This window comes from Amycolatopsis sp. cmx-8-4 (assembly GCF_046548675.1).
GTDB lineage: Bacteria > Actinomycetota > Actinomycetes > Mycobacteriales > Pseudonocardiaceae > Amycolatopsis.
The window spans coordinates 331,902-352,824 of record NZ_JAEBDZ010000006.1 but is presented as its reverse complement, the minus strand read 5'-3'; the positions used below and the strand labels follow the sequence as shown (position 1 = coordinate 352,824).

At 71.1% G+C, this 20,923-nt stretch carries 14 protein-coding genes and 1 pseudogene; 12 read left to right on the top strand and 3 right to left on the bottom strand.

Translation table 11 applies throughout. From position 1 onward, the window contains the following. Window positions 1–152: 152 nt before the first annotated feature. The 3 genes from rdmE (at window position 153) to ACLJQZ_RS15615 (ending at window position 4,532) form a co-directional block, all read left to right on the top strand. Window positions 153–1,676 carry an aklavinone 12-hydroxylase RdmE gene (rdmE, locus tag ACLJQZ_RS15625; protein WP_410620692.1) on the top strand — a complete coding sequence of 508 codons (1,524 nt, stop codon included), beginning with the start codon at window positions 153–155 and terminating at the stop codon, window positions 1,674–1,676. Between the two features lie 235 nt (window positions 1,677–1,911). Continuing rightward, window positions 1,912–3,474: a PucR family transcriptional regulator gene (locus ACLJQZ_RS15620; protein WP_410620691.1), complete on the top strand. Its 1,563-nt coding sequence runs from the start codon at window positions 1,912–1,914 to the stop codon at window positions 3,472–3,474. 158 nt (window positions 3,475–3,632) lie between these two features. After that, window positions 3,633–4,532, top strand: coding sequence for a zinc metalloprotease (locus tag ACLJQZ_RS15615; RefSeq protein ID WP_410620690.1), 900 nt, complete (start codon window positions 3,633–3,635; stop codon window positions 4,530–4,532). 63 nt (window positions 4,533–4,595) lie between these two features. Here ACLJQZ_RS15615 and ACLJQZ_RS15610 read toward each other — a convergent pair whose 3' ends face one another. After that, a complete protein-coding gene (locus tag ACLJQZ_RS15610) occupies window positions 4,596–5,531 on the bottom strand; it encodes a zinc-binding dehydrogenase (RefSeq protein WP_410620689.1) in 936 nt (311 codons plus the stop codon). Window positions 5,532–5,703: 172 nt separating this feature from the next. On the opposite strand from ACLJQZ_RS15610, the gene ald reads away from it, so the two are divergent. The 5 genes from ald (at window position 5,704) to ACLJQZ_RS15585 (ending at window position 13,918) form a co-directional block, all read left to right on the top strand. Further along, entirely contained in the window at window positions 5,704–6,819 is a 1,116-nt protein-coding gene (ald, locus tag ACLJQZ_RS15605; protein ID WP_410620688.1) for an alanine dehydrogenase, read from the top strand. Between the two features lie 513 nt (window positions 6,820–7,332). Then, window positions 7,333–8,400, top strand: coding sequence for an ABC transporter ATP-binding protein (locus ACLJQZ_RS15600; protein ID WP_410620687.1), 1,068 nt, complete (start codon window positions 7,333–7,335; stop codon window positions 8,398–8,400). Next, on the top strand, window positions 8,400–9,284 hold the full coding sequence (locus ACLJQZ_RS15595) for an ABC transporter permease (RefSeq protein WP_410620686.1): 885 nt from the start codon (window positions 8,400–8,402) through the stop codon (window positions 9,282–9,284). The genes ACLJQZ_RS15600 and ACLJQZ_RS15595 overlap by 1 nt, the downstream gene beginning before the upstream one ends. Before the next feature lie 96 nt (window positions 9,285–9,380). After that, window positions 9,381–13,130, top strand: a complete 3,750-nt coding sequence (locus ACLJQZ_RS15590; protein WP_410620685.1) for an ABC transporter ATP-binding protein — start codon at window positions 9,381–9,383, stop codon at window positions 13,128–13,130. A gap of 182 nt (window positions 13,131–13,312) precedes the next feature. Next, complete coding sequence (locus tag ACLJQZ_RS15585) at window positions 13,313–13,918, top strand: DUF4291 domain-containing protein (RefSeq protein ID WP_410620684.1); 606 nt, start codon at window positions 13,313–13,315, stop codon at window positions 13,916–13,918. Here ACLJQZ_RS15585 and ACLJQZ_RS15580 read toward each other — a convergent pair. Next, a complete protein-coding gene (locus ACLJQZ_RS15580; RefSeq protein ID WP_410620683.1) occupies window positions 13,915–14,187 on the bottom strand; it encodes a hypothetical protein in 273 nt (90 codons plus the stop codon). The two genes, ACLJQZ_RS15585 and ACLJQZ_RS15580, sit on opposite strands and share 4 nt — an antisense overlap. Before the next feature lie 259 nt (window positions 14,188–14,446). Between ACLJQZ_RS15580 and ACLJQZ_RS15575 the strand changes: the two genes are divergently transcribed. Continuing rightward, complete coding sequence (locus ACLJQZ_RS15575; protein ID WP_410620682.1) at window positions 14,447–18,193, top strand: multifunctional oxoglutarate decarboxylase/oxoglutarate dehydrogenase thiamine pyrophosphate-binding subunit/dihydrolipoyllysine-residue succinyltransferase subunit; 3,747 nt, start codon at window positions 14,447–14,449, stop codon at window positions 18,191–18,193. Window positions 18,194–18,259: 66 nt separating this feature from the next. Here ACLJQZ_RS15575 and ACLJQZ_RS15570 read toward each other — a convergent pair whose 3' ends face one another. After that, window positions 18,260–18,430, bottom strand: a complete 171-nt coding sequence (locus tag ACLJQZ_RS15570) for a hypothetical protein (RefSeq protein WP_410620681.1) — start codon at window positions 18,428–18,430, stop codon at window positions 18,260–18,262. A 139-nt stretch (window positions 18,431–18,569) separates the two neighbouring features. Between ACLJQZ_RS15570 and ACLJQZ_RS15565 the strand changes: the two genes are divergently transcribed. From ACLJQZ_RS15565 to ACLJQZ_RS15555, 3 genes and pseudogenes are all read left to right on the top strand, one after another. Then, the gene (locus ACLJQZ_RS15565; RefSeq protein WP_410620680.1) at window positions 18,570–19,088 is read left to right on the top strand and encodes a GNAT family N-acetyltransferase; all 519 of its coding nucleotides are present in this window, start codon (window positions 18,570–18,572) and stop codon (window positions 19,086–19,088) included. Between the two features lie 16 nt (window positions 19,089–19,104). Then, window positions 19,105–20,074, top strand: a pseudogene (locus tag ACLJQZ_RS15560) (LLM class flavin-dependent oxidoreductase). Between the two features lie 200 nt (window positions 20,075–20,274). Continuing rightward, the gene (locus tag ACLJQZ_RS15555) at window positions 20,275–20,892 is read left to right on the top strand and encodes a LysE family translocator (RefSeq protein ID WP_410620679.1); all 618 of its coding nucleotides are present in this window, start codon (window positions 20,275–20,277) and stop codon (window positions 20,890–20,892) included. Window positions 20,893–20,923: the final 31 nt, after the last annotated feature.

Here is a 20,923-nt window from a genome sequence, read left to right as displayed (position 1 = left end):
CTTGTCCGAAGCTACTTCGGCCGAACGGAGTACCCAACCGTTCCCACGTCCTGGGAGACACGCTACCCGGGGTTGCTGTCGAGAATTATCTTGCGGATCGAATCTCTTTGTACCTAAAATACTTTTACAGGGAGACTTCACGGGAGGTAGTCATGGCGGAACGGACACAGGTGCTGGTCGTGGGGGCCGGGCTCGGCGGGCTGTCGGCGTCGATGTTCCTGGCGCGGGAAGGAGTGGACGTGCTGACGGTCGAGCGGCACACCGGAACGTCGGTCCACTCGCGAGCGTCCGGGCAGAACTGGCGCACGATGGAGCTGTTCCACTGGGCGGGCATCGACGACGACGTGCTGCACGCGAGCCCGAGGGCGTCGCAGGGCCTGCGGATCACGGTCGCGACCAGCCTGGCCGGCCAGGTCTTCCACCGGCTCATGGAGGACGGCAGCGAGTTCGACGTCTCGGCCACGACCACGATGCCGCACGGCATGGCCGGGCAGGACGTCGTCGAGCCGATCCTGCTGGCGGCCGCGGAGAAGGCGGGCGCGCGCGTCCGGTTCCGGACCGAGCTGGCCGAGTTGGAGCAGGACGACGACGGCGTCACCGCGACGCTGCGGCACCGCGACTCCGGCGAGGAGACGGTGGTGCGCGCGGACTACGTCGTCGCGGCCGACGGCGGGCGCAGCGGGATCCGGCAGCTGCTGGGCATCCCGACCGAGGGCCTGGACGGGCTCAGCCACTGCCTGGGCGTGGTGTTCGACGCCGACCTCGGCGACCGCGTCAAGGCGGGCGTGACCGATCTCTTCTACCTGCAGAACCCGGAGTTCACGGCCGGGCTGTCGAACACCGACGTCGCCGGCCGGTACGTCTTCGCCCCGGACTACCACCCGGAACGCGGCGAGAGCCCGGACGACTTCGGCCACGACCGGCTGGTCGCGATGATCCGCACCGCCACCGACCTGCCCGAGCTCGACCCGAAGATCGTCTGGACGGGCTCGTGGGAGATCGCCGCGCGGATCGCGGAGCGGTTCCGCGCCGGCCGCGTCTTCCTGGCCGGCGACGCGGCGAAGGTGACTCCGCCGTCGGGCGGCCAGGGCGGCAACACCGCGGTCGGCGACGGCGCGGACATCGCGTGGAAGCTCGCCTCGGTCCTCCGCGGCGACGCGGGCGACGCGCTGCTGGACACCTACGAGGCCGAGCGGAAGCCGATCGCGCGGATGATTGTCGACATGTCGCTGCACAACCTGAAGCAGCGCATGCACCCCGACCTGGACGTCTCCGGCTTGACGAAGGCCGAGGACCCGCTGGCGGCGGTCCTCGGCTTCCGCTACCGCTCGACGGCCGTGCTGCCGGAGGAGCCGGACGACGGCGCACGCGTCGAAGACGTCCACACGCCGACCGGACGGCCCGGGTTCCGCGCGCCGGGCATGGCGTCCACAGTGGACTTGCTGGGCCATTCCTGGGTCCTGCTGTGCGCCGGCGACGCCTCGCGGTGGACGGCCGCCGCCGACGTCGACTGCCACGCCATCGAGGGCGAGGAGTTCGCGGCGAAGTACGGGCTGGCCCCGGGAGGCGCATCCCTGGTCCGCCCGGACGGCATCGTCGCGTGGCGCGCGAAGGAACCGGTCGACGACCCGGCGGCCGAGCTGCGCCGAGTCCTGGACGCGGTCTTGTCGCGTTAGCCGGTCTGCCGCGGCTTGTCGTGAGTGTTTAGGGCGGTTAGAACCGCCCTAAACACTCACGACCGGGCCGGCACCCAGTGGAAGGGCGCCGGGCCGCAGCCAGCGAGCGTCAGTTCGTCAACGGCCCCGGAACCCTCAGATGTGTGCGTCGACTCGGACGAACGGGGCTACGGCCGGATCCGGCACCTGGTGATCCGGGCGGGCGGCCGCGGTCTGCTTCGGCCAGAATGAGGCCGTGGTGTCGGTGCGCAGCGTGGTCGACCGGGTGGGGCCGACGCTGCTCCACGCGCTCCAGGTGCCCGACGACTCGCCCGCCGTCGCCGACGTCGTGATCGCCGAGCCCGGCGGGGGCCTCACCCTCGCCGCCGGGGATCTGGTGCTCGGGGTCGCCACCACCGGGCCCGAAGATGCCGCCGAGCTGGTGAAACATAGCGCCGAACAGGGCGCGGCCGCCGTGCTGCTCAAGCCGCCCGTCGCGGCGAAAACCCAAGTGAAACGGGCCGCGAAGGCCGCCGGGATCGCGTTGATCCAGGTGCACGCGGCGACGTCGTGGGCGCAGCTCGTGTGGCTGCTGCGGACCGTGCTCGACGCGCTCGCCGACGAGTCCGAGAACCTCGAGAACGACACCGGGTCCGGCGACCTGTTCCGGCTCGCCGACGCCGTCGCGTCCGTTGTGGACGCTCCGGTCACCATCGAGGACACCAACTCGCGTGTGCTCGCCTACTCCGCCCGCCAGGACCTCACCGACCCCGCGCGCGTCGCCACGATCATGGGCCGCCGCATCCCGGACGACGTCCTCGCGCGGTTCCGCTCGCGCGGCGTGTTCCGGGAGCTGTCGCGCGGGCGGCAGACGATCTTCGTGCCGGCCCAGCGCGACGGCACGCTGCCGCGGCTGATCGTGCCGATCCGGATGGGCGGGGAGCTGCTCGGCTCGATGTGGGCGGTGGTCGCCGGGCCGGTGTCCGACGAGCGCGCGGCCGCCTTCGCCGACGCCGCCCCGGTCGTCGCGCTGCACCTGCTGCGCCGCCGGGCTTACACGGACGCGCAGCGCCGCGCGTCGGCCGAGCTACTGCGCGGCGTGCTCGAAGGCCGGGCCAACCCGCGCAAGGCGATGGCGGAGCTGGACCTGTCCGACGAGCCGCACCGCGTGGTCGTCATCGAGGTCACCGGCGGCGACGGCCGCGACGCCGAGGGCCTGCGGCTCGCGTTGCTGGAGCGGCTTTCCCAGGGCATCGGCCGCCGTCCGGTGGCGACCGAGCTGGGCGGGCTGCTGTACGCCGTGGTCCCGGACCGCGCCGGCTCCGGTGGCTGGGCCGAGCTGCGCGACGCGCTCGCGACGCAGCCGGCGTCCCGGCGCGGCGGCGCCCCGCGGGCCGCGGCCGGTTCGCCCGGCGAGATCGGCGACCTGTCGACGTCGCGCGCCCAAGCCGACGAAGCGCTCGGCCTGCTGCGCGCGGAAATCCTCGACGAGCGCGTCATCACCTTCGACGAAGCCTGGACGGCGCTGGCGCTGCACCGCGGGGCGACGGCGGCGGTCGCGGCGAAGGTCGCGGAGCTCGGGCCGCTCGGCGCGCTGCGCGCCCACGACGAGACGAGCAAAGCCGGGTACACCGACACGCTCTACGAGTGGCTGCGGCACCCCGGCGACCCGCGCGCGGCGGCGCGCGAGCTGCGGATCCACCCCAACACCCTGCGGTACCGGATGCGGAAGCTGCTGGAGCTGGTCCCGCTGGACCTCGACGACCCCGACGTCCGGCTCGCGCTGATCACCCAGCTGGTGGCGTTGCGCTGGAGCTGAGCCGATCGGCTCAACACGTCACCCATGCACTACTCCGCATGGATCGCGCCGATCGTACGGATTGTCCTTTCCCACCGAAAGAGGGTGGATTCTCGCGATTGTCCGGCGCATTTTCGCTGCACCACCCGCGGTAGCCGGGTCGTCGCAGAGGAGTGTCCATGAGTTTTCGCAGGGCCCTGAAGCTGGGCGCGGTGTCCGCGCTCTCCCTGGTTTCCCTGGCCGTCCCGGGCGCCACGGCCGGGAGCGCCGTCGCGGCGCCGAGCGGCGACTGCTTCACGCCCACCCAGTCCGCGGACCGCAGCAAGGACGGCCACTCCGACAGCCTGTCGCCGGCCGAAGCCGCCCGCGTCGAAGCCGACATGCAGAGCAAGCTGGCCGGCAAGCGCGCCGCGCTGGCGCCCGCGGCGACGTCGATCCCGGTGTACTTCCACGTGATCACCAGCGGCTCGACCGGCAACCTGCCGGCCGCCACGATCACCAAGCAGATCTCGGTGCTCAACAGCGCGTACGGCAGCAAGGGCTTCAGCTTCAGCCTGGTGAGCACGGACTACACGAACAACTCCACCTGGTACAACGGCATCACCGACGGCACGTCCGCCGAGCGCAACATGAAGAACGCGCTGCGCAAGGGCGGCAAGAACGCGCTGAACATCTACACCGCCAACCTCGGTGACGACCTGCTCGGCTGGGCGACGTTCCCGTGGAACTACACCGCGTCGCCGAAGCTCGACGGCGTCGTCATCCTCGACGAGTCCCTCCCGGGCCGCTCGGCGACCAACTACAACGAAGGCGACACGGCGACGCACGAGGTCGGCCACTGGATGGGGCTCTACCACACGTTCCAGGGCGGCTGCTCCGGTTCGGGCGACTACGTCTCCGACACCCCGGCCGAAGCGACCGCGACGTCCGGCTGCCCGGCGAGCAAGAACACCTGCTCGGCGGCGGGCAGCGACCCGATCCACAACTTCATGGACTACAGCTACGACGGCTGCATATACGAGTTCACCGCGGGCCAGGGCACGCGCATGACCAGCTCCTGGTCCGCCTACCGCGCCTGACGCTCAAAGCCGTGAATGGCACATTGAGGGACTCTGAGTCCCTCAATGTGCCATTCACGGCTTTCACGGCACCAGGAGCGTTTTGCCCACTGTGGTGCGGGATTGCATCGCCGCGTGGGCGTCGGATGCCTGGGCCAGCGGGAAGCGCCGGCCGATCAGCGGGACCAGGCGGCCTTCCGCCGCCTCCGTCAACGCCGACTTCGTGAACGTGCGCATGTCTTCGGGGCCGCCGAGCGAACGCACCAGCGTGACGTCGCGGGCGGCAGCGTCCACTTCGGACACTTCCGCCCACGAACCGCTCGCCAGGCCGTAGATCGCCATCCGGCCGCCGCGACGCAGCAGGCCGAACGCCGCCGTGCCGATGGCGCCGCCCACGCCGTCGAAGACCACGTCGACCTCACCGGCCACGGACGTCCAGTCCGGCCGCAGGTAGTCGACGACGACGTCGGCCCCCTGCACCTGGGCCACCTTCGCCGGGCCGCCCGCGGCGCCCACCACCGACGCGCCCGCGGCCTTCGCCAGCTGCACCAGCAGACCGCCGACGCCGCCCGCCGCGGCCTCGACGAGGACCCGCTCGCCGGGCCGCACCCCGGCCGCGTGGATCAAGCCCGTCGCGGTGCGGCCGTCCGCGAGCAGCGCCACCGCCGCGTCGAGCGCGAGGCCTTCCGGCACCGGGAACACCGCCGCCGCGTCCACCGCGACGCGCTGGGCGTACCCGCCGGACCCGCCGGTCGAGGTGACCACCCGCTGCCCGGCGAGGTCCGGGTCCACCCCCGCGCCGACCGCGCTGATCACGCCGCCGACGCCGTTGCCGGGCACGATCGGCAGCTCGGGGCGGAACGGCCCCGGGCCGCCCGCCCGCAGCTGCGTCTCGACGAACGTGATGTTCGCGAACGCCACCTCGACCACCACCTGGCCGTCCCCCGCGACCGGGTCCGGGGCCTCCCCCGGGATGAGTACTTCCGGACCGCCGAACTCCCGCATCCACACCACGCGCATGCCGCACAGGCTGCAACTTCAAGCACGGTCGAAGTCAATGACCTGTCGACTCAGCACCATGAACGCGTCTAACAACTGTCCGCTCAGCACGATGACACCGCCGTCCGGGTGGTTCACCGTGAGGGGAGCCACCGCACCGATTCCGGACGCAGACCGACCCAGGAGGCCGACCGTGCGTATCGCCGTTCCCCGTGAGATCAAGAAGCACGAGTACCGGGTCGCGCTGACCCCGGCCGGCGTGCACGAGCTGGTCGGGCGCGGGCACGACGTGTTCGTCGAGACCGGTGCCGGTGTCGGTTCTTCGATCTCCGACGAGGAGTACGTCGCCGCCGGCGCGAAGATCCTCGCCACCGCGGACGAGACCTGGGCCCAGGGCGAGCTCGTGCTCAAGGTCAAGGAGCCGATCGCCGAGGAGTACCCGCGGCTGCGCGCCGACCAGGTGCTGTTCACCTACCTGCACATCGCCGCCGACCGGCCGCTGACCGACGCGCTGCTGGCCGCGGGCACCACCGCGATCGCCTACGAGACCGTCCAGACCGCCAACGGCGCGCTGCCGCTGCTCGCCCCGATGTCCGAGGTCGCGGGCCGGCTGGCCCCGCAGGTCGGCGCGTACTCCCTGATGAAGCCGAGCGGCGGCCGCGGCGTGCTGCCCGGCGGCATCCCCGGCGTGCACCCGGCACGCGTCGTCGTCATCGGCGGCGGCGTGGCCGGCCTGAACGCCGCCCGCGTCGCGCTGGGCCTCGGCTCGGACGTCGAGATCCTGGACACCAACGTCGACCGCCTGCGCCAGATCGACAACGACTTCGGCGGCCGCATCCGCACAGTGACGTCGACCAGGCTCTCGGTAGAGGAGTCGGTACTGCAGGCCGACATGGTAGTGGGCGCAGTACTGGTCCCAGGAGCAAAAGCACCAAAACTGGTCTCGAACGAGCTGGTCTCCCGCATGAAGCCAGGCAGCGTCCTGGTCGACATCGCGATCGACCAGGGAGGCTGCTTCGCAGACTCCCGCCCCACAACCCACGACGACCCCACGTACACGGTCCACGAGTCGGTCTTCTACTGCGTAGCAAACATGCCGGGAGCAGTACCCCGCACCTCAACCTACGGCCTCACAAACGTAACGCTCCCCTACGCAGTCCAACTGGCCGACAAGGGCTGGAAGGCAGCACTACAGGCGGACGAAGCCCTGGCAAAGGGCCTCAACACCCAGGCAGGCGCCCTAACCAACGCCCCAGTAGCCGTCGCGCACGACCTCCCGCACACGCCGCTGGCCACAGTCCTCGCCTGACCAGAAGAACCAAAGGAGCGGGCCCCTGTCGCAAGACAGGGGCCCGCTCCTTTGCACAAGGATCAAGCCGAAGGCAAAGCAAGCACCGCCACGCAAGCACCCCCACACCAGCCACGCTGGAAGGTGCACCAGAGGCACCGTGGGGGTCCGGGGGCTCGGCCCCCGGGAGACACAACGAAGTGAGTCGAAGCGAAGCGAAGACATAACGACGGCCCGCTCAACCAACCTGGGGGTCATTGGGAGCGGGCCGCCACCGACAAGCTTAGAGGGCTTCGGACGAGTTGGCTGCACCGGGTCGGCAAGTCTGGCAAATTCTTTATCAACTCGGTCCGGCGGCTCCGTGAACGCGGGAGCAAACCCTCTGGTCAGACGCTCGCCGCCGCTACCCCTGATGACCGGAACCGGTTGCGGAACGTGACGAAGGTCGCTCTCCGCCGGTTCGCCCGTTCCGTGCGCGCGTCTCGCCCGAGTAGGGCAGGATGCGCCCCATCAGCGGGAACGTAAGGGGACGGTATGCACGACGGCAGTGGCCGGATTGTGGTGCAGAACCTGAGCAAGCAGTTCGGCACGGTGAACGCGGTGCAGAACCTGAGTTTCACGGTCGAGCCGGGTTCGGTGACGGGCTTCCTGGGCCCGAACGGCGCCGGCAAGACGACGACGCTCCGCATGCTGCTCGGGCTGGTGACGCCGACCGCGGGGTCGGCGACGATCAACGGGCGGCCGCACTCGCAGCTGGGGAACCCGGCGCGGGTGGTGGGCTCGGTGCTCGAGAACGAGGGCTTCCACCCGAGCCGGACGGCGCGCAACCACCTGCGCGTCTACGCGGCCGCGATCGGGGTGCCCGACACCCGCGCGGACGACGTGCTGGGCCTGGTCGGCCTGGGCAGCGCCGCCGACCGGAAAGCGGGCGGGTTCTCGCTCGGCATGCGGCAGCGGCTGGCGCTGGCGACGGCGTTGCTGGGTGACCCGCAGGTGCTCGTGCTCGACGAGCCGACGAACGGCCTGGACCCGGAGGGCATCCTCTGGCTGCGCAACTTCCTGCGGTCCTACGCCCGGGAGCAGCGCCGCACCGTGCTGGTGTCGAGCCACCTGCTCAACGAGGTCGAGCAGCTGATCGACCAGGTGGTCATCATCAGCCAGGGCGTGACGCGCTACAACGGGTCGCTGGACCAGCTGCGCAAGGGCCAGCAGTCCCGCGTGCTGGTGCAGCCGGCGGACGCCGCCGCGCTGGTGAAGGCGTTGCAGGAGAACGGCGTCACCCAGGTTTCGCCGACGCCGGACGGCCGGGTCGCGGTCGCCGGGTCGAGCGTCCAGCAGATCGGTGACCTCGCCGCGAAGGCCGGGATCGCCGTCTACGGGATGCAGGAGGAGCACGCCGACCTCGAGCGGATGTTCTTCCAGCTGACCCAGGGCCAGTTCAGCGGTGGCCCCCAGGGTTATCCCCCGCAGCCGCAGTACCAGGGGCCGCCGCCGCCCGGGTACCCGCCGCAGCAGTACCCGCCGCAGGGGCCGCCGTCGGGGCCGCGACAACAGCAGTACCAGCAAGGTCCGCCGCAGGGCTGGGGAGGTCCGCAGCAGTGATGGGGAACCTGATCAAGGCGGAGTTCCGCAAGACGCTCTCGCTGAAGACGTGGTGGGTGCTGCTGATCCCGCTGGCGCTGGTGGCGTTCTGGCTGACGTTCGCGTGGGGCAAGATCACCAACGACTTCGCGGACTTCCTGAGCTCGGACAGCGACGCCAGGCAGGTCACCAGGTTGATAGGCCTGGACCCGAACCAGGTGCCGGTGGGGCTGCTCGCGCTGGCGCACGGGGTGAACATCGCGCAGCTCGTCCCCGGGCTGTTCGGCATCTTCGCGCTCGCCGGCGAGTACCGCAGCAAGACGATCACGACGACGTTCCTGACCGCGCCGAACCGGATCTCGGCGTTGACCGCGAAGATGCTCACCTACGTCGGGTGGGGCGCGATCTACGGCCTGGTCAGCTTCGGCGTCTCGGCGATCGCCGTCATGGTGTCGGTGGACTCGGGCCGCTGGCCGTCGGCGGGCCAGTGGCTGGCCGCGCTCGGCGGGACGGTGCTGGCCGCGGTGCTGGTGACGTTGTTCGGCATCGGGTTCGGCGCGGTGCTGCGCAGCGTGCCACTGGCGGTGGTGCTGTTCCTGGTGTGGTTCCTGATCGTGGAGAACGTCCTGGTGATCCTGCTCTGGGGCCAGACGACCCTCCTGGGCGGGATCCTGCCGAACGGCACCGCGAACGGCATCGTCGGCGGCATCGCCGCGGACGCGTTCGGGTTCAACTCGCTCAACTTGCCCGCCGACGTCAACACGGGCGCGCAGCTGCTGCTGCAGTACACCGCGGCGGCGCCCGGTGTGCTCTCGTGGTGGGCGTCGGCGTTGATCTTCTTCGCGTGGACGATGATCTTCTTCGGCTTCGGCTGGCTGGGCAACCAGAAGCGCGACATCACCTGATCGAGCGATCCCGTGAGGGCCCCTTCCCGACGTCGGGAAGGGGCCCTCACGGCTTTCCGGAAATATTCTGTCGGTGGCGGCGCTTAGTGTTGCTACGTGACCATCGCTCCGACTCGTCCCCGTCAAGAGCTCCCACCTGCCGAGACCGTCGGCTGGGTCCGCAGGCTGTCCGCCGCGGCGTGGGAGCACCGCGCGACAGTCGTGCTGTCGCTGGTCGCCGCCATGCTGAGCGTCGGCGTCCAGGCCGCCGGCCCGCTGCTGGTGCGCGCGGCGGTGGACGACGCGGTGGCGGGGCAGACCGGCGCGCTGCCGGGGATCGCGGTCGTCCTGGTGACGTTGCAGCTGGTCGCGTTCGCCACCGCGTTCCTGCGCCGGTACTTCGGCGGCAAGCTCGCGCTCGACGTCCAGCACGACTTGCGTCAACGGGTGTTCAACGCGGTGTCGCGGCTCGACGGCGGCAAGCAGGACGCGCTGCGCACCGGCCAGGTCGTCTCGCGCGCGATCTCGGACCTGCAGCTGGTCACCGGGATCCTGATGCAGATCCCGCTGTCGTTCGGCTCGGTGATCTTCGCGCTGCTGTCGTTCGTGGCGATGCTGTGGATGTCCCCGGTGCTGACGCTGATCGCGCTGGTCGTCACGCCCGCGGTCGGCATCGTCGTGACCCGCAGCCGGAAGCGGCTGTTCCCGGCGACGTGGTCGGCGCAGCAGCGCGCGGCGGACGTCGCGCAGCAGGTGGAGGAGACCGTCACCGGCGTCCGCGTCGTGAAGGGCTTCGGCCAGGAGTCGCGCGAGGTCGGCCGCCTGGAGCGCACGGCGCGCAAGCTGTTCGGGGAGCGGCTTCGCGCGGCGAAGCTGTCCGCGGTGCCGACGGCGACCACGGCCGCGCTGCCCGCCGCGGGCCAGGTCGCGGTGCTCGGCATCGGCGGTGTCCTGGCGCTGAACGGCTCGATCACGCTCGGCACCTTCCTCGCCTTCGCGACCTACCTCGCCACCCTGATCGGCCCGGCCCGGATGCTGTCCGGCCTGGTCGTGCAGGCCCAGCTGACCCGCGCCGGCGCCGAACGCGTCTACGAGCTGATCGACGCGCAGCCGGAGGTCGTCGACGCCGCCGGCGCGCGCCCGCTGCCGACGGGCCCGCTCGGCATCGAGCTCGACGGCGTCCGGTTCGGCTACACCCGCAGCGAACCGGTGCTCGACGGCCTTTCGGTGACCGCGCACCCGGGCGAGACGCTCGCGCTGGTCGGCACCGCCGGCTCCGGAAAGTCGACGATCTCGCTGCTGCTGCCGCGCTTCTACGACGTGCACGCGGGCGCGATCCGCGTTGGCGGGCTCGACGTCCGGGACGTGCCGCTGCGGCAGCTGCGCCAGGCGATCGGCGTCGTGTTCGAGGAGGCGTTCCTGTTCTCCTCCTCGATCCGCGACAACATCGCCTACGGCCGGCCCGACGCGAGTGACGAGGAGATCGTCGCGGCGGCGCGCGCGGCGGAGGCCGACGAGTTCATCCGCGAGCTGCCGGAGGGCTACGAAACCCTGGTCGGCGAGCGCGGCCTGACCCTTTCGGGCGGCCAGCGGCAGCGGCTCGGGCTGGCGCGGGCGCTGATCACCGACCCGCGGATCCTGGTCCTCGACGACGCGACGTCGGCCATCGACACCGTCACCGAGGCGGCGATCCACGACACGCTGCGCTCCGTCACGGCGAGCCGCACGACCCTGCTGATCGCGCACCGGCGCTCCACCCTCGCGCTGGCCGACCGGATCGCGGTGCTCGACGACGGCCACGTCGTCGACGTCGGCACCGAGACCGAGCTGATGGCGCGCTGCCCGCTGTTCCGCGAGCTGGTCGCGGGCCCGGGTGACGGCGTCGAGGAGAAGGTGCGCTGCGAAGGCCTCGACCGCGGCCCGGCCGGCGTCACCGCGGCGCTCTGGCCGCGTGACGAGAGCAAGGACGAGGTCGACCACCTGGCCGAAGCCGCGCAGCAGCGCCGCGCCAACCCGAACAGCAGCGGCTTCGCGGGCCCGGGTGGTGGCGGTCTCGACCTGCCGCCGACCCCGGAGCTGATCGAAGGCGTCCGCAAGCTGCCGCCGGCCACCGACGAGCCCCGGCTGTCCGATGTGGACGTCACGGCGCCCGACCCACGGTTCCGGCTGGCCGGGCTGCTGCGGCCGGTCCGCTGGTCGCTCGCGGTGGTGATCGGGCTGGTCGCGGCGGACGCGCTGGCCTCGATCGCGCTGCCGGGGCTCTACCAGTTCGGCGTCGACCACGGCGTCCGCACCGGCGTGGAGTGGATGATCTGGCTCGCCGCCGGGATCGGCGCCGCGGTGATCGCGGCCGACTGGGTGGTGGTGCTCGCGCAGACCCGGCTGACCTCGCGCGTCGGCGAGACGGTGCTGTACGCGCTGCGCGTCCGCAGCTACGCGCACCTGCAGCGGCTCGGGCTCGACTACTACGAGCGGGAGCTGTCCGGGAAGATCATGACCCGGATGACGACGGACGTCGACGCGCTTTCGACGTTCCTGCAGACCGGGCTGGCCACCGCCGTGGTCAGCGCGCTGACGCTGGCCGGGATCACGGTGGCGCTGCTGGTCACCGACGCCGGGCTGGCGTTGTACGCGCTGGCGATGGTGCCGGTGCTGGCCGTCGCGACGGTGATCTTCCGGCGGGCGGCGTCGAAGGCCTACAACGAGGCCCGCGAGCGGGTCAGCCTGGTCAACGCGGACATGCAGGAGAACATGAGCGGCCTGCGCGTCGCCCAGGCCTACACCCGCGAAGAGCGTTCCGCCGAGGCGTTCGCGTCACGCAGTGACGACTACCGCCGCTCGCGGCTGCGGGCCCAGCGGTACGTGGCGACCTACTTCCCGCTGGTCGCGCTGATGTCCGACCTGGCGACGACCACGGTGCTGGTCGCGGGGGCGAACCGCGTGTCGGCCGGGACCCTGTCGGCCGGCGTGCTGCTCGGGTTCCTGCTGTACCTGCAGCAGTTCTTCTCCCCGATCCAGCAGCTGTCCTCGGTGTTCGACGGCTACCAGCAGGCCCGCGTCGGCCTGAACCGGATCGGCGACCTGCTGCGGACGCCGACGTCCGTCCCGCCGGCGGAACACCCGCTGGCGATCCCGGAGCGGCTGCGCGGCGAGGTCAGCTTCAAGGAGGTCGACTTCGCCTACGCGGGCACGGAGGCGAAGGCGCTGGCGCAGTTCTCGCTGGACGTCGCGGCCGGGGAGACGATCGCGCTGGTCGGCGCCACCGGCGCGGGGAAGTCGACGGCGGTGAAGCTGGTCGCCCGCTTCTACGACGCCACGGGCGGCACGGTCCGGATCGACGGCACCGACGTCCGCGAGTACGAGCTCGCCGGCCTGCGGCACCGGATGGGCGTGGTGCCGCAGGAGGCGCACCTGTTCTCCGGCACGGTGGCGGACAACGTCCGGTACGGCCGCCCGGCGGCGACGGACGCCGAGGTCGAGGCCGCGGTCCGCGCGGTGGGCGCGCTCGACGGCGTCGCGGCGCTGTCGGCCGGGTTCCTGCAACCGGTGGGCGAGCGCGGGCGGTCGCTGTCGGCGGGGCAGCGTCAGCTGGTGGCGCTGGCCCGGGCGGAGCTGGTGGACCCGGACGTCCTGCTGCTCGACGAGGCGACGGCCGCCCTGGACCCGTCCACGGAGGCCGCGGTCCTGCGCGCGACCGAGCACCTGGCCCGCCGCCGCACGACGTTCGTCGTCGCCCACCGCCTGGCGACGGCGGCCCGCGCCGACCGCATCGTGGTCCTCGACCACGGCCGGATCGTCGAAACCGGAACCCACGAAGAGCTCCTGGCCGCGGAAAGCTACTACGCCCGTCTCTGGTCCCTCGGCTGACCCGTCACTCGCGTGACTGAGCCCGTGACTCGCGTGACTGGACCCGTAACTCGCGAGTTCCGGCCCCGATCACGCGAGTCACGGCCCCGATCACCCGACTTACGTCGGGAATCACGCGAGTTGCGGGTTCGCCCGGCGGAAACGACCTCGCGGGGGTGGGCGGGCGCTGGGAGCATGGCGGGATGTTCGAACAACAGCGGGCGCCCGACCGGCAGATCCGCGCCGTGCAGACCGAGACCACCGTCCGGGTCTACCAGGCCTACTCTCCCGGGATCGCCGAGCCGGCGCTGGCGAAGCAGACGTTCGTCGCGCCGTTCAAGCGGGACCGGATGACGTGGATCAAGCCGTCGTTCCGGTGGATGGCCTACCGGTGCGGCTACGGGACCAAGCCCGGGCAGGAGGTCGTCCTGGCGATCGACATCACCCGCGACGGCTTCGAGTGGGCCCTGGCCCACTCCGCGCTGAGCCACCCCGGCCGCGACCAGGAGAAAGCGGCCTGGGAAGCACAGGTCAAGACCAGCCCCGTCCGGATCCAGTGGGATCCCGAACGTGACCTCAACCACCAGGCGCAGAACTTCCGGGCGATCCAGGTCGGCCTGAGCGGCGAGGCCGTCGACCGCTACGTCGACGAGTGGATCACCGCCATCACCGACGTCACGCCGGTGATGCGGCAGATCCACCAGCACCTGCGGGACTACGAGCTGCACAAGGCCGTGAAACTCGTCCCGCACGAGCCGCCGTACGAGCTCCCCGAAGACCTAGCGCGGGCCATCGACGCCGACGGTTAAGGCAGCGCCCGCCAGTTCAGCGCACCCAGCCCCGCGGCCTCGACGTCCGGGCGCGCGGCCCAGCGGAACGTCCCCGGCCGGACGTGCACGCCGGCGCCGACCCGCCAGTCCGGCTCATCGGGTTCGACGTGCTCCTGCTCCTCGAAGTCGGCCACGGTCGGCCACACGGCCGCGCACGAATCGCACCGCAGCACGACCGCGCCGGACTCGGTGACCAGCGGCCTGACCAGGCCCTGGTCCCAGAACGACGGACATTCGACCAGCCACATCCACCCAGCAGAACCGGCCGGGGTGAACGGCGGCGGAGCGCCTGGCGACGAGCCGGCCAACCCTGGCGAAAACCGTGTACCCGGTCCACTGCTTAAGGTTCTCTTAGCACATCTTGATCGTGTCAGTGACCGATGCCCTAGTGCGCCACGCCTCACACAGGCCGGTTCCATCACATCGCACTCATCGAGGGGGTTAGCCTGGTAGGCGCATCAACGGATTCAAGATCGAGATCGAGACGGATAGAGGCGAGCCCAAGCCGTGTCCAGCAGCAGCCCTGCGTCACAGTTCGGCCCCAACGAGTGGCTGGTCGAAGAGATGTACGACCAGTTCCTCGCTGACCCATCTTCAGTCGATGCCGCGTGGCACGACTTCTTCGCGGACTTCAAGCCGACGCAGAACGCTCAGACCAAGGCGGACAACGCCCGGCAGCAGCAGGCCGGCGCCAAGTCCGCGACCAACGGACAGGCCACGGCGCCGTCGACGAAGGCGGTGCAGAACGCGGAGTCCGCGGCCAAGCAGACGTCGACGCCCGCCACCACCACCACCGCGCCCGCCAAGCCGGCTCCGAAGCCCGCCGCGAACGCGGCGAGCGCCTCGAAGACCGCGTCGAAGGCCGCGTCGACCAGCCCGGCCAAGACCGAGGTGAAGCCGCAGGCCAAGGACGAACCGGAGTCGAAGCAGCTCCGGGGCGCCGCGGCGGCGATCGCCAAGAACATGGACGCGTCGCTGTCCGTGCCGACCGCGACCAGCGTGCGCGCGGTCCCGGCGAAGCTGATGGCCGACAACCGCATCGTCATCAACAACCACCTCAAGCGCACCCGCGGTGGCAAGATCTCCTTCACACACCTCATCGGCTTCGCCATGGTGCGGGCGCTGAAGGACTACCCGAACCTGAACCGGCACTACCAGCAGATCGACGGCAAGCCGTTCGCGATCACGCCGGAGCACGTCAACTTCGGGCTCGCCATCGACATGAAGGGCAAGGACGGCTCCCGCAACCTCGTCGTGGCCTCGGTCAAGAACGTCGGGGACATGTCGTTCCTGCAGTTCTGGCAGGCCTACGAGGACATCGTCAAGAAGGCCCGCAACAACAAGCTGACCGCGGACGACTTCGCCGGCACCACCATCTCGCTGACCAACCCGGGCGGCATCGGCACCAACCACTCGGTGCCGCGCCTGCAGGCCGGCCAGGGTGCGATCATCGGCGTCGGCGCCATGCAGTACCCGGCGGCGTTCGAGGGCACCAGCGAGAAGACGCTGGTCGACCTCGGCATCAGCAAGATCATGACGCTGACCTCGACCTACGACCACCGCATCATCCAGGGTGCGGAGTCCGGCGAGTTCCTCAAGCGCATCCACCAGCTGCTGCTCGGCGAAGACGGCTTCTACGACGACGTCTTCACCAGCCTGCGCCTGCCGTACGAGCCGATCCGCTGGGTCGCCGACATCCCCGAGGGCCCGGTCGACAAGACCGCCCGCGTGATCGAGCTGATCGACGCGTTCCGGATGCGCGGTCACCTGATGGCCGACACGGACCCGCTGAACTACCGTCAGCGCAGCCACGCCGACCTCGACGTGCTGAGCCACGGCCTCACCCTGTGGGACCTGGACCGCGAGTTCCCGGTCGGCGGCTTCGCCGGCCAGGAGCGGATGAAGCTGCGCGACATCCTCGGCGTGCTGCGCAACTCGTACTGCCGCACGGTCGGCATCGAGTACACGCACATCCTCGACCCCGAGGAGCGCCGCTGGATCCAGGAGCGCGTCGAGATCCCGCACGAGAAGCCGGACCCCGCGGTCCAGAAGTACGTGCTCTCGAAGCTGAACGCCGCCGAGGCGTTCGAGACGTTCCTGCAGACCAAGTACGTCGGCCAGAAGCGGTTCAGCCTCGAAGGCGGCGAGACGGCGATCCCGCTGCTCGACACCCTGCTGGACAAGGCCGCCGAGCACGAGCTCGACGAGGTCGTCATCGGCATGCCGCACCGCGGCCGGCTCAACGTGCTGGCCAACATCGTCGGCAAGCCGATCTCGCAGATCTTCCAGGAGTTCGAGGGCAACCTCGACCCGGGCCAGGCGCACGGCTCCGGTGACGTGAAGTACCACCTCGGCGCCGAGGGCAAGTACTTCCGGATGTTCGGCGACGGCGAGACGAAGGTGTCGCTGACGGCGAACCCGTCGCACCTGGAGACCGTGGACCCGGTGCTCGAGGGCATCGTCCGCGCGAAGCAGGACCTCCTGGACAAGGGTGGCGAGGGTTACACCGTGCTGCCGGTCCTGATGCACGGTGACGCGGCCTTCGCGGGCCAGGGCGTCGTCGCCGAGACGCTGAACCTGTCGCTGCTGCGCGGGTACCGCACCGGCGGCACCGTGCACGTGATCGTCAACAACCAGGTCGGCTTCACGACCGCGCCGGAGCACTCGCGCTCCAGCCAGTACGCCACCGACGTCGCGAAGATGATCGGCTCGCCGATCTTCCACGTGAACGGGGACGACCCGGAGGCCGCGCACTGGGTGGCCAAGCTGGCCGTCGAGTACCGGCAGGCGTTCCACAAGGACGTCGTGATCGACCTGATCTGCTACCGCCGCCGCGGCCACAACGAGGGCGACGACCCCTCGATGACGCAGCCGGCGATGTACGACATCATCGACACGAAGCGCTCGGTCCGGAAGGGCTACACCGAGTCGCTGATCGGCCGCGGTGACATCTCCGTCGAGGAGGCCGAGGCCGCGCTGCGCGACTTCTCGAGCCAGCTGGAGCACGTCTTCAACGAGGTCCGCGAGCTGGAGAAGCACCCGGCGAAGGCGAGCCCCTCCGTCGAGGAGGAGCAGCAGGTCCCGGCGAAGGTGACGACGTCGATCAGCAGCGAGACGCTCGAGCACATCGGCGACGCCTTCGTGAACGTGCCGGAGGGCTTCACGCCGCACCCGCGCGTCAAGCCGGTCATGGAGCGCCGCCACAAGATGTCGCGCGAAGGCGACATCGACTGGGCGTTCGGCGAGCTGCTGGCGTTCGGGTCGCTCGCGCTGGAAGGCCGGCTCATCCGGCTGTCCGGCCAGGACTCGCGGCGCGGCACGTTCACCCAGCGGCACTCGGTGTTCATCGACCGCAAGACCGGCCGGGAGTACTCGCCGCTGCAGAACCTGGCCGAAGGCCAGGGCCGCGTGATGATCTACGACTCGGCGCTGTCGGAGTACGCGGCCGTCGGCTTCGAGTACGGCTACTCGGTGGCGAACCCCGAGTCGCTGGTGATGTGGGAAGCGCAGTTCGGTGACTTCGTCAACGGCGCGCAGACCGTCATCGACGAGTACATCTCCTCGGGCGAGGCGAAGTGGGGCCAGCGCTCCGACGTCGTGCTGCTGCTGCCGCACGGCCACGAGGGCCAGGGCCCGGACCATACCTCCGGCCGCATCGAGCGCTTCCTGGCGCTGTGCGCCGAAGGCTCGATGACCGTCGCGGTGCCCTCCACCCCGGCGAACTACTTCCACCTGCTGCGCCGGCACGCCCTCGACGGCATCCAGCGCCCGTTGGTCGTCTTCACGCCGAAGTCGATGCTGCGCAACAAGGCCGCGACGTCGGCGACCGCCGACTTCACCGGCCAGTCCCGGTTCATGTCGGTCATCGACGACGTGACGCCGGACCCGGCGAAGGTCCGCAAGGTGCTGCTGACCTCCGGGAAGCTGTACTGGGAGCTGGTGGCGGAGCGGACGAAGCGCGAGGCGGACGACGTCGCGATCGTGCGGATCGAGCAGTACTACCCGCTGCCGAAGAAGAAGCTGCTGGCGGCCCTGGAGCGCTACACCAACGCGACGCAGGTCGCGTGGGTCCAGGAGGAGCCGGAAAACCAGGGTGGGTGGCCGTTCTTCGGCCTGAACCTGCCCCGGAAGTTCCCAGAGGTCCTCTCGGGCCTGCAGGTCGTGTCGCGCCGCCCGATGGCGGCGCCGTCGGCCGGCTCGTCGAAGGTCCACGAGGTGGAGCAGAAGGCGCTGATCTCGAAGGCGTTCGACTGATCGCTTGACCACGGCGAAGGCCCCCGCACCACCGTGTGCGGGGGCCTTCGTCGCGGGCGGGGCCGGTCAGACGGTCAGCGACCAGGTGCCGATGCGCCCGGTGTCGGCCGACGCGACGTCGTGGACGCGCAACGTCCGGGTGCCGTTGGTGACGGTGCCGCAGGTCGCCGGCGGCGGGGTGGTGCCGGTGCCCGTGTAGAGCAGGACGTTCGGTGAGCCCGTGCCCGGGCTGGTCACCTTCGTCGTGGTGCCGTTCGCGACGAGGCGGTGCCCCCAGGACGGTCACCGCGAAGACCGCCCACTCGAACGGTCCCCTGCCAAAGCCGGCCGGAAAACTGCGTCGCACCGAACCGCGTCCCACGGCATGCTGACGGTCATGCTCATCCGCCGCGAGTCCCCCGGTGACCAGGCCGCCGTCCACTCGGTGCACGCCGAAGCCTTCCGCCGCGAACCGGGCGTCACTCCCGTCGAAGCCCCGCTCGTCGACGACCTGCGGGCCGACGGGGACCTGATCGGCGCGTTGTCGTTCGTCGCGGTCCGCGACGGCGAGGTCGTCGGGCACGTCTGCTGCAGCCCGGCGCGGCTCGGCGACGACACCGGCGTCTCGGTCGGCCTCGGCCCGCTCGGCGTGCGGCCCGCGCACCACCGCGACGGCGTCGGTTCGGCGCTGGTGCACACGGTGCTCGGCGCGGCGGACGCCCTGGGCTACGGCCTCGTCGTGCTGCTCGGCGACCCGGCCTGCTACTCGCGCTTCGGGTTCGTCCTCGCGGCGACGCTCGGCGTCACGCCGCCGGAACCGGGGTGGGCCGAGCACTTCCAGGTCCGCACGCTCGCGGCGTACCAAGCTACGCACCAGGGCGCGTTCACCTACGCGCCGGCCTTTTCCCGCATCTGAACAGGAGCCCGCACGCATGTACGCACCCCGTTCGTCGGTCGGTGTCCGGATCAACCGCGAGCAGCCGCCGTCCCGGCTGCGTGAGCTGGCGCGACAGGCCGAAGCGGCCGGGCTCGACGAGCTGTGGCTGGTCGAGGACTGCTTCTGGGCGGCCGGGATCGCGACGGTCGCCACCGCGCTGGAGACGACGTCGACGATCAAGGTCGGCATCGGCGTGATGCCGGTGGTGGCGCGCAACCCGGCGATCGCGGCGATGGAGCTCGCGGCGCTGGCGGAGCTGCACCCGGGCCGGCTTCGGCCACGGCGTGCCGTCGTGGATGAAGCAGATCGGCGCCTACCCGGCGTCCCCGCTCGCGGCGCTGGAGGAGACGCTCGGCGCGGTCCGGCGCCTGCTGGCGGGCGACCGGGTCTCGGTGTCCGGGCGGTACGTCTCGCTGGACGAGGTGGAGCTGGTGTTCCCGCCGGCGTCGCCGCCGCCCCTGGTGGCGGGCGTCCGCCGGCCGAAGTCGCTGGCGATCGCGGGCGCGACGGCGGACGGCACGATCCTCGCCGAGCCGTCCCCGCCGGAGTACGTCCGCTCGGCGCTGGCGGCCATCGCTCCGGGACGCGAGCGGGACGGCGCCCCGGCGAGCCACACGGTGGTGACGTACAACTGGCTGGCCCTGGGCGACCCCGAACGGGCGCGGCTGACGGTGGCGGAGTCGCTGACGCCGGGCGCGCGGGTGCAGGTCCAGGACCTGCCGTTCGCCGACGAGCTGCTGGCGCTGGTGGACTCGGCGTCCACAGTGGACGAACTGGCGGCGGGCCTGCGTCCGGACTGGATCGAGCAGCTGGCCGTCTGCGGCGACCTGGCCTCGTGCGTGGCCCGCGTCCGCGCCCTGCACGAAGCCGGCAGCGGCTCGGTGGTCCTGCTGCCGCTGCCGGAGGAGCCGCCGGAGGAAGGCATCGAGGCCGCGGGCCAGGTGGCAGCCGCCTTACGCGCCTGACGGCCGCCGTTGTCCACAGCGCGCGGTTCGACGTCGCCGTGTTGGCCGTTCCGGTCGCCGTGTTGGCCGTTCTCGTCCTCGCCGTGCCGCCGGGTGGCGACTTTTGCCGGAACCCTGCAAGAAAGGGCGGGGGCTGCTTTGGGCTCGAGCTCCGTGGAAAAGGGGTTCGCCGGGCGCGGACCGCGTGTCAGGATCGGCCCATGCTCGTCGACCCGCACCTCCTGCTGGCCTTCGTCGTCACCACCATGATCGCGATGGTCGTGCCGGGGCCGGACATGCTGTTCGTCCTCGGCTGCGGCATGCGCGGCGGTCCGCGCGCCGGGCTGCTCGCCACCGCGGGGGTCGCCACCAGCGAGGCGATCCACGTCGCCGTCGCCGCGGCCGGGCTGGCCGCGCTGTTCGCCGCCGTGCCCGTCGCCTTCACCGTCGTGCGGGTCGTCGGTGCCGCTTACCTCATCTACCTCGGCGTCCAGACTATCCGGAAGCGCCGGAGCCTCCCTGACGACACCTCGCCCAGCACCAAGCGCGCCTACCTCTCCGGGCTGCTGACCAACCTGCTGAACCCGAAGATGGTCACCTTCACCATCGCGTTCCTCCCGCAGTTCGTCGACCCCGCGCTCGGGCGCATCGGGCTGCAGTTCGCGATCCTCGGCACGATCATGATCGTGTTCGAGTTCCTCGTCGACGGCGCCGTCGGCGTCCTCGCCGGCCGCATCGGCGGCCGGCTGCGCCGCAAGCGCAAGGCCCGGCAGCGCCTGGAGGTCGCCACCGGCGGCATCTTCATCGGCCTCGGCGTCCGGCTGGCCCTCGACCACTGACCGGGGGTAGCGCCTGCGCTACCCCGAAGTC

What these genes read in the sequence shown, in the direction of transcription:
- rdmE (WP_410620692.1), top strand. Translation starts at nt 153, where the DNA reads ATGGCGGAACGGACACAGGTGCTGGTCGTGGGGGCCGGGCTCGGCGGG.
- ACLJQZ_RS15615 (WP_410620690.1), top strand. Translation starts at nt 3,633, where the DNA reads ATGAGTTTTCGCAGGGCCCTGAAGCTGGGCGCGGTGTCCGCGCTCTCC.
- ACLJQZ_RS15610 (WP_410620689.1), bottom strand. Translation starts at nt 5,531, where the DNA reads ATGCGCGTGGTGTGGATGCGGGAGTTCGGCGGTCCGGAAGTACTCATC.
- ACLJQZ_RS15600 (WP_410620687.1), top strand. Translation starts at nt 7,333, where the DNA reads ATGCACGACGGCAGTGGCCGGATTGTGGTGCAGAACCTGAGCAAGCAG.
- ACLJQZ_RS15595 (WP_410620686.1), top strand. Translation starts at nt 8,400, where the DNA reads ATGGGGAACCTGATCAAGGCGGAGTTCCGCAAGACGCTCTCGCTGAAG.
- ACLJQZ_RS15585 (WP_410620684.1), top strand. Translation starts at nt 13,313, where the DNA reads ATGTTCGAACAACAGCGGGCGCCCGACCGGCAGATCCGCGCCGTGCAG.
- ACLJQZ_RS15580 (WP_410620683.1), bottom strand. Translation starts at nt 14,187, where the DNA reads ATGTGGCTGGTCGAATGTCCGTCGTTCTGGGACCAGGGCCTGGTCAGG.
- ACLJQZ_RS15565 (WP_410620680.1), top strand. Translation starts at nt 18,570, where the DNA reads ATGCTCATCCGCCGCGAGTCCCCCGGTGACCAGGCCGCCGTCCACTCG.
- ACLJQZ_RS15555 (WP_410620679.1), top strand. Translation starts at nt 20,275, where the DNA reads ATGCTCGTCGACCCGCACCTCCTGCTGGCCTTCGTCGTCACCACCATG.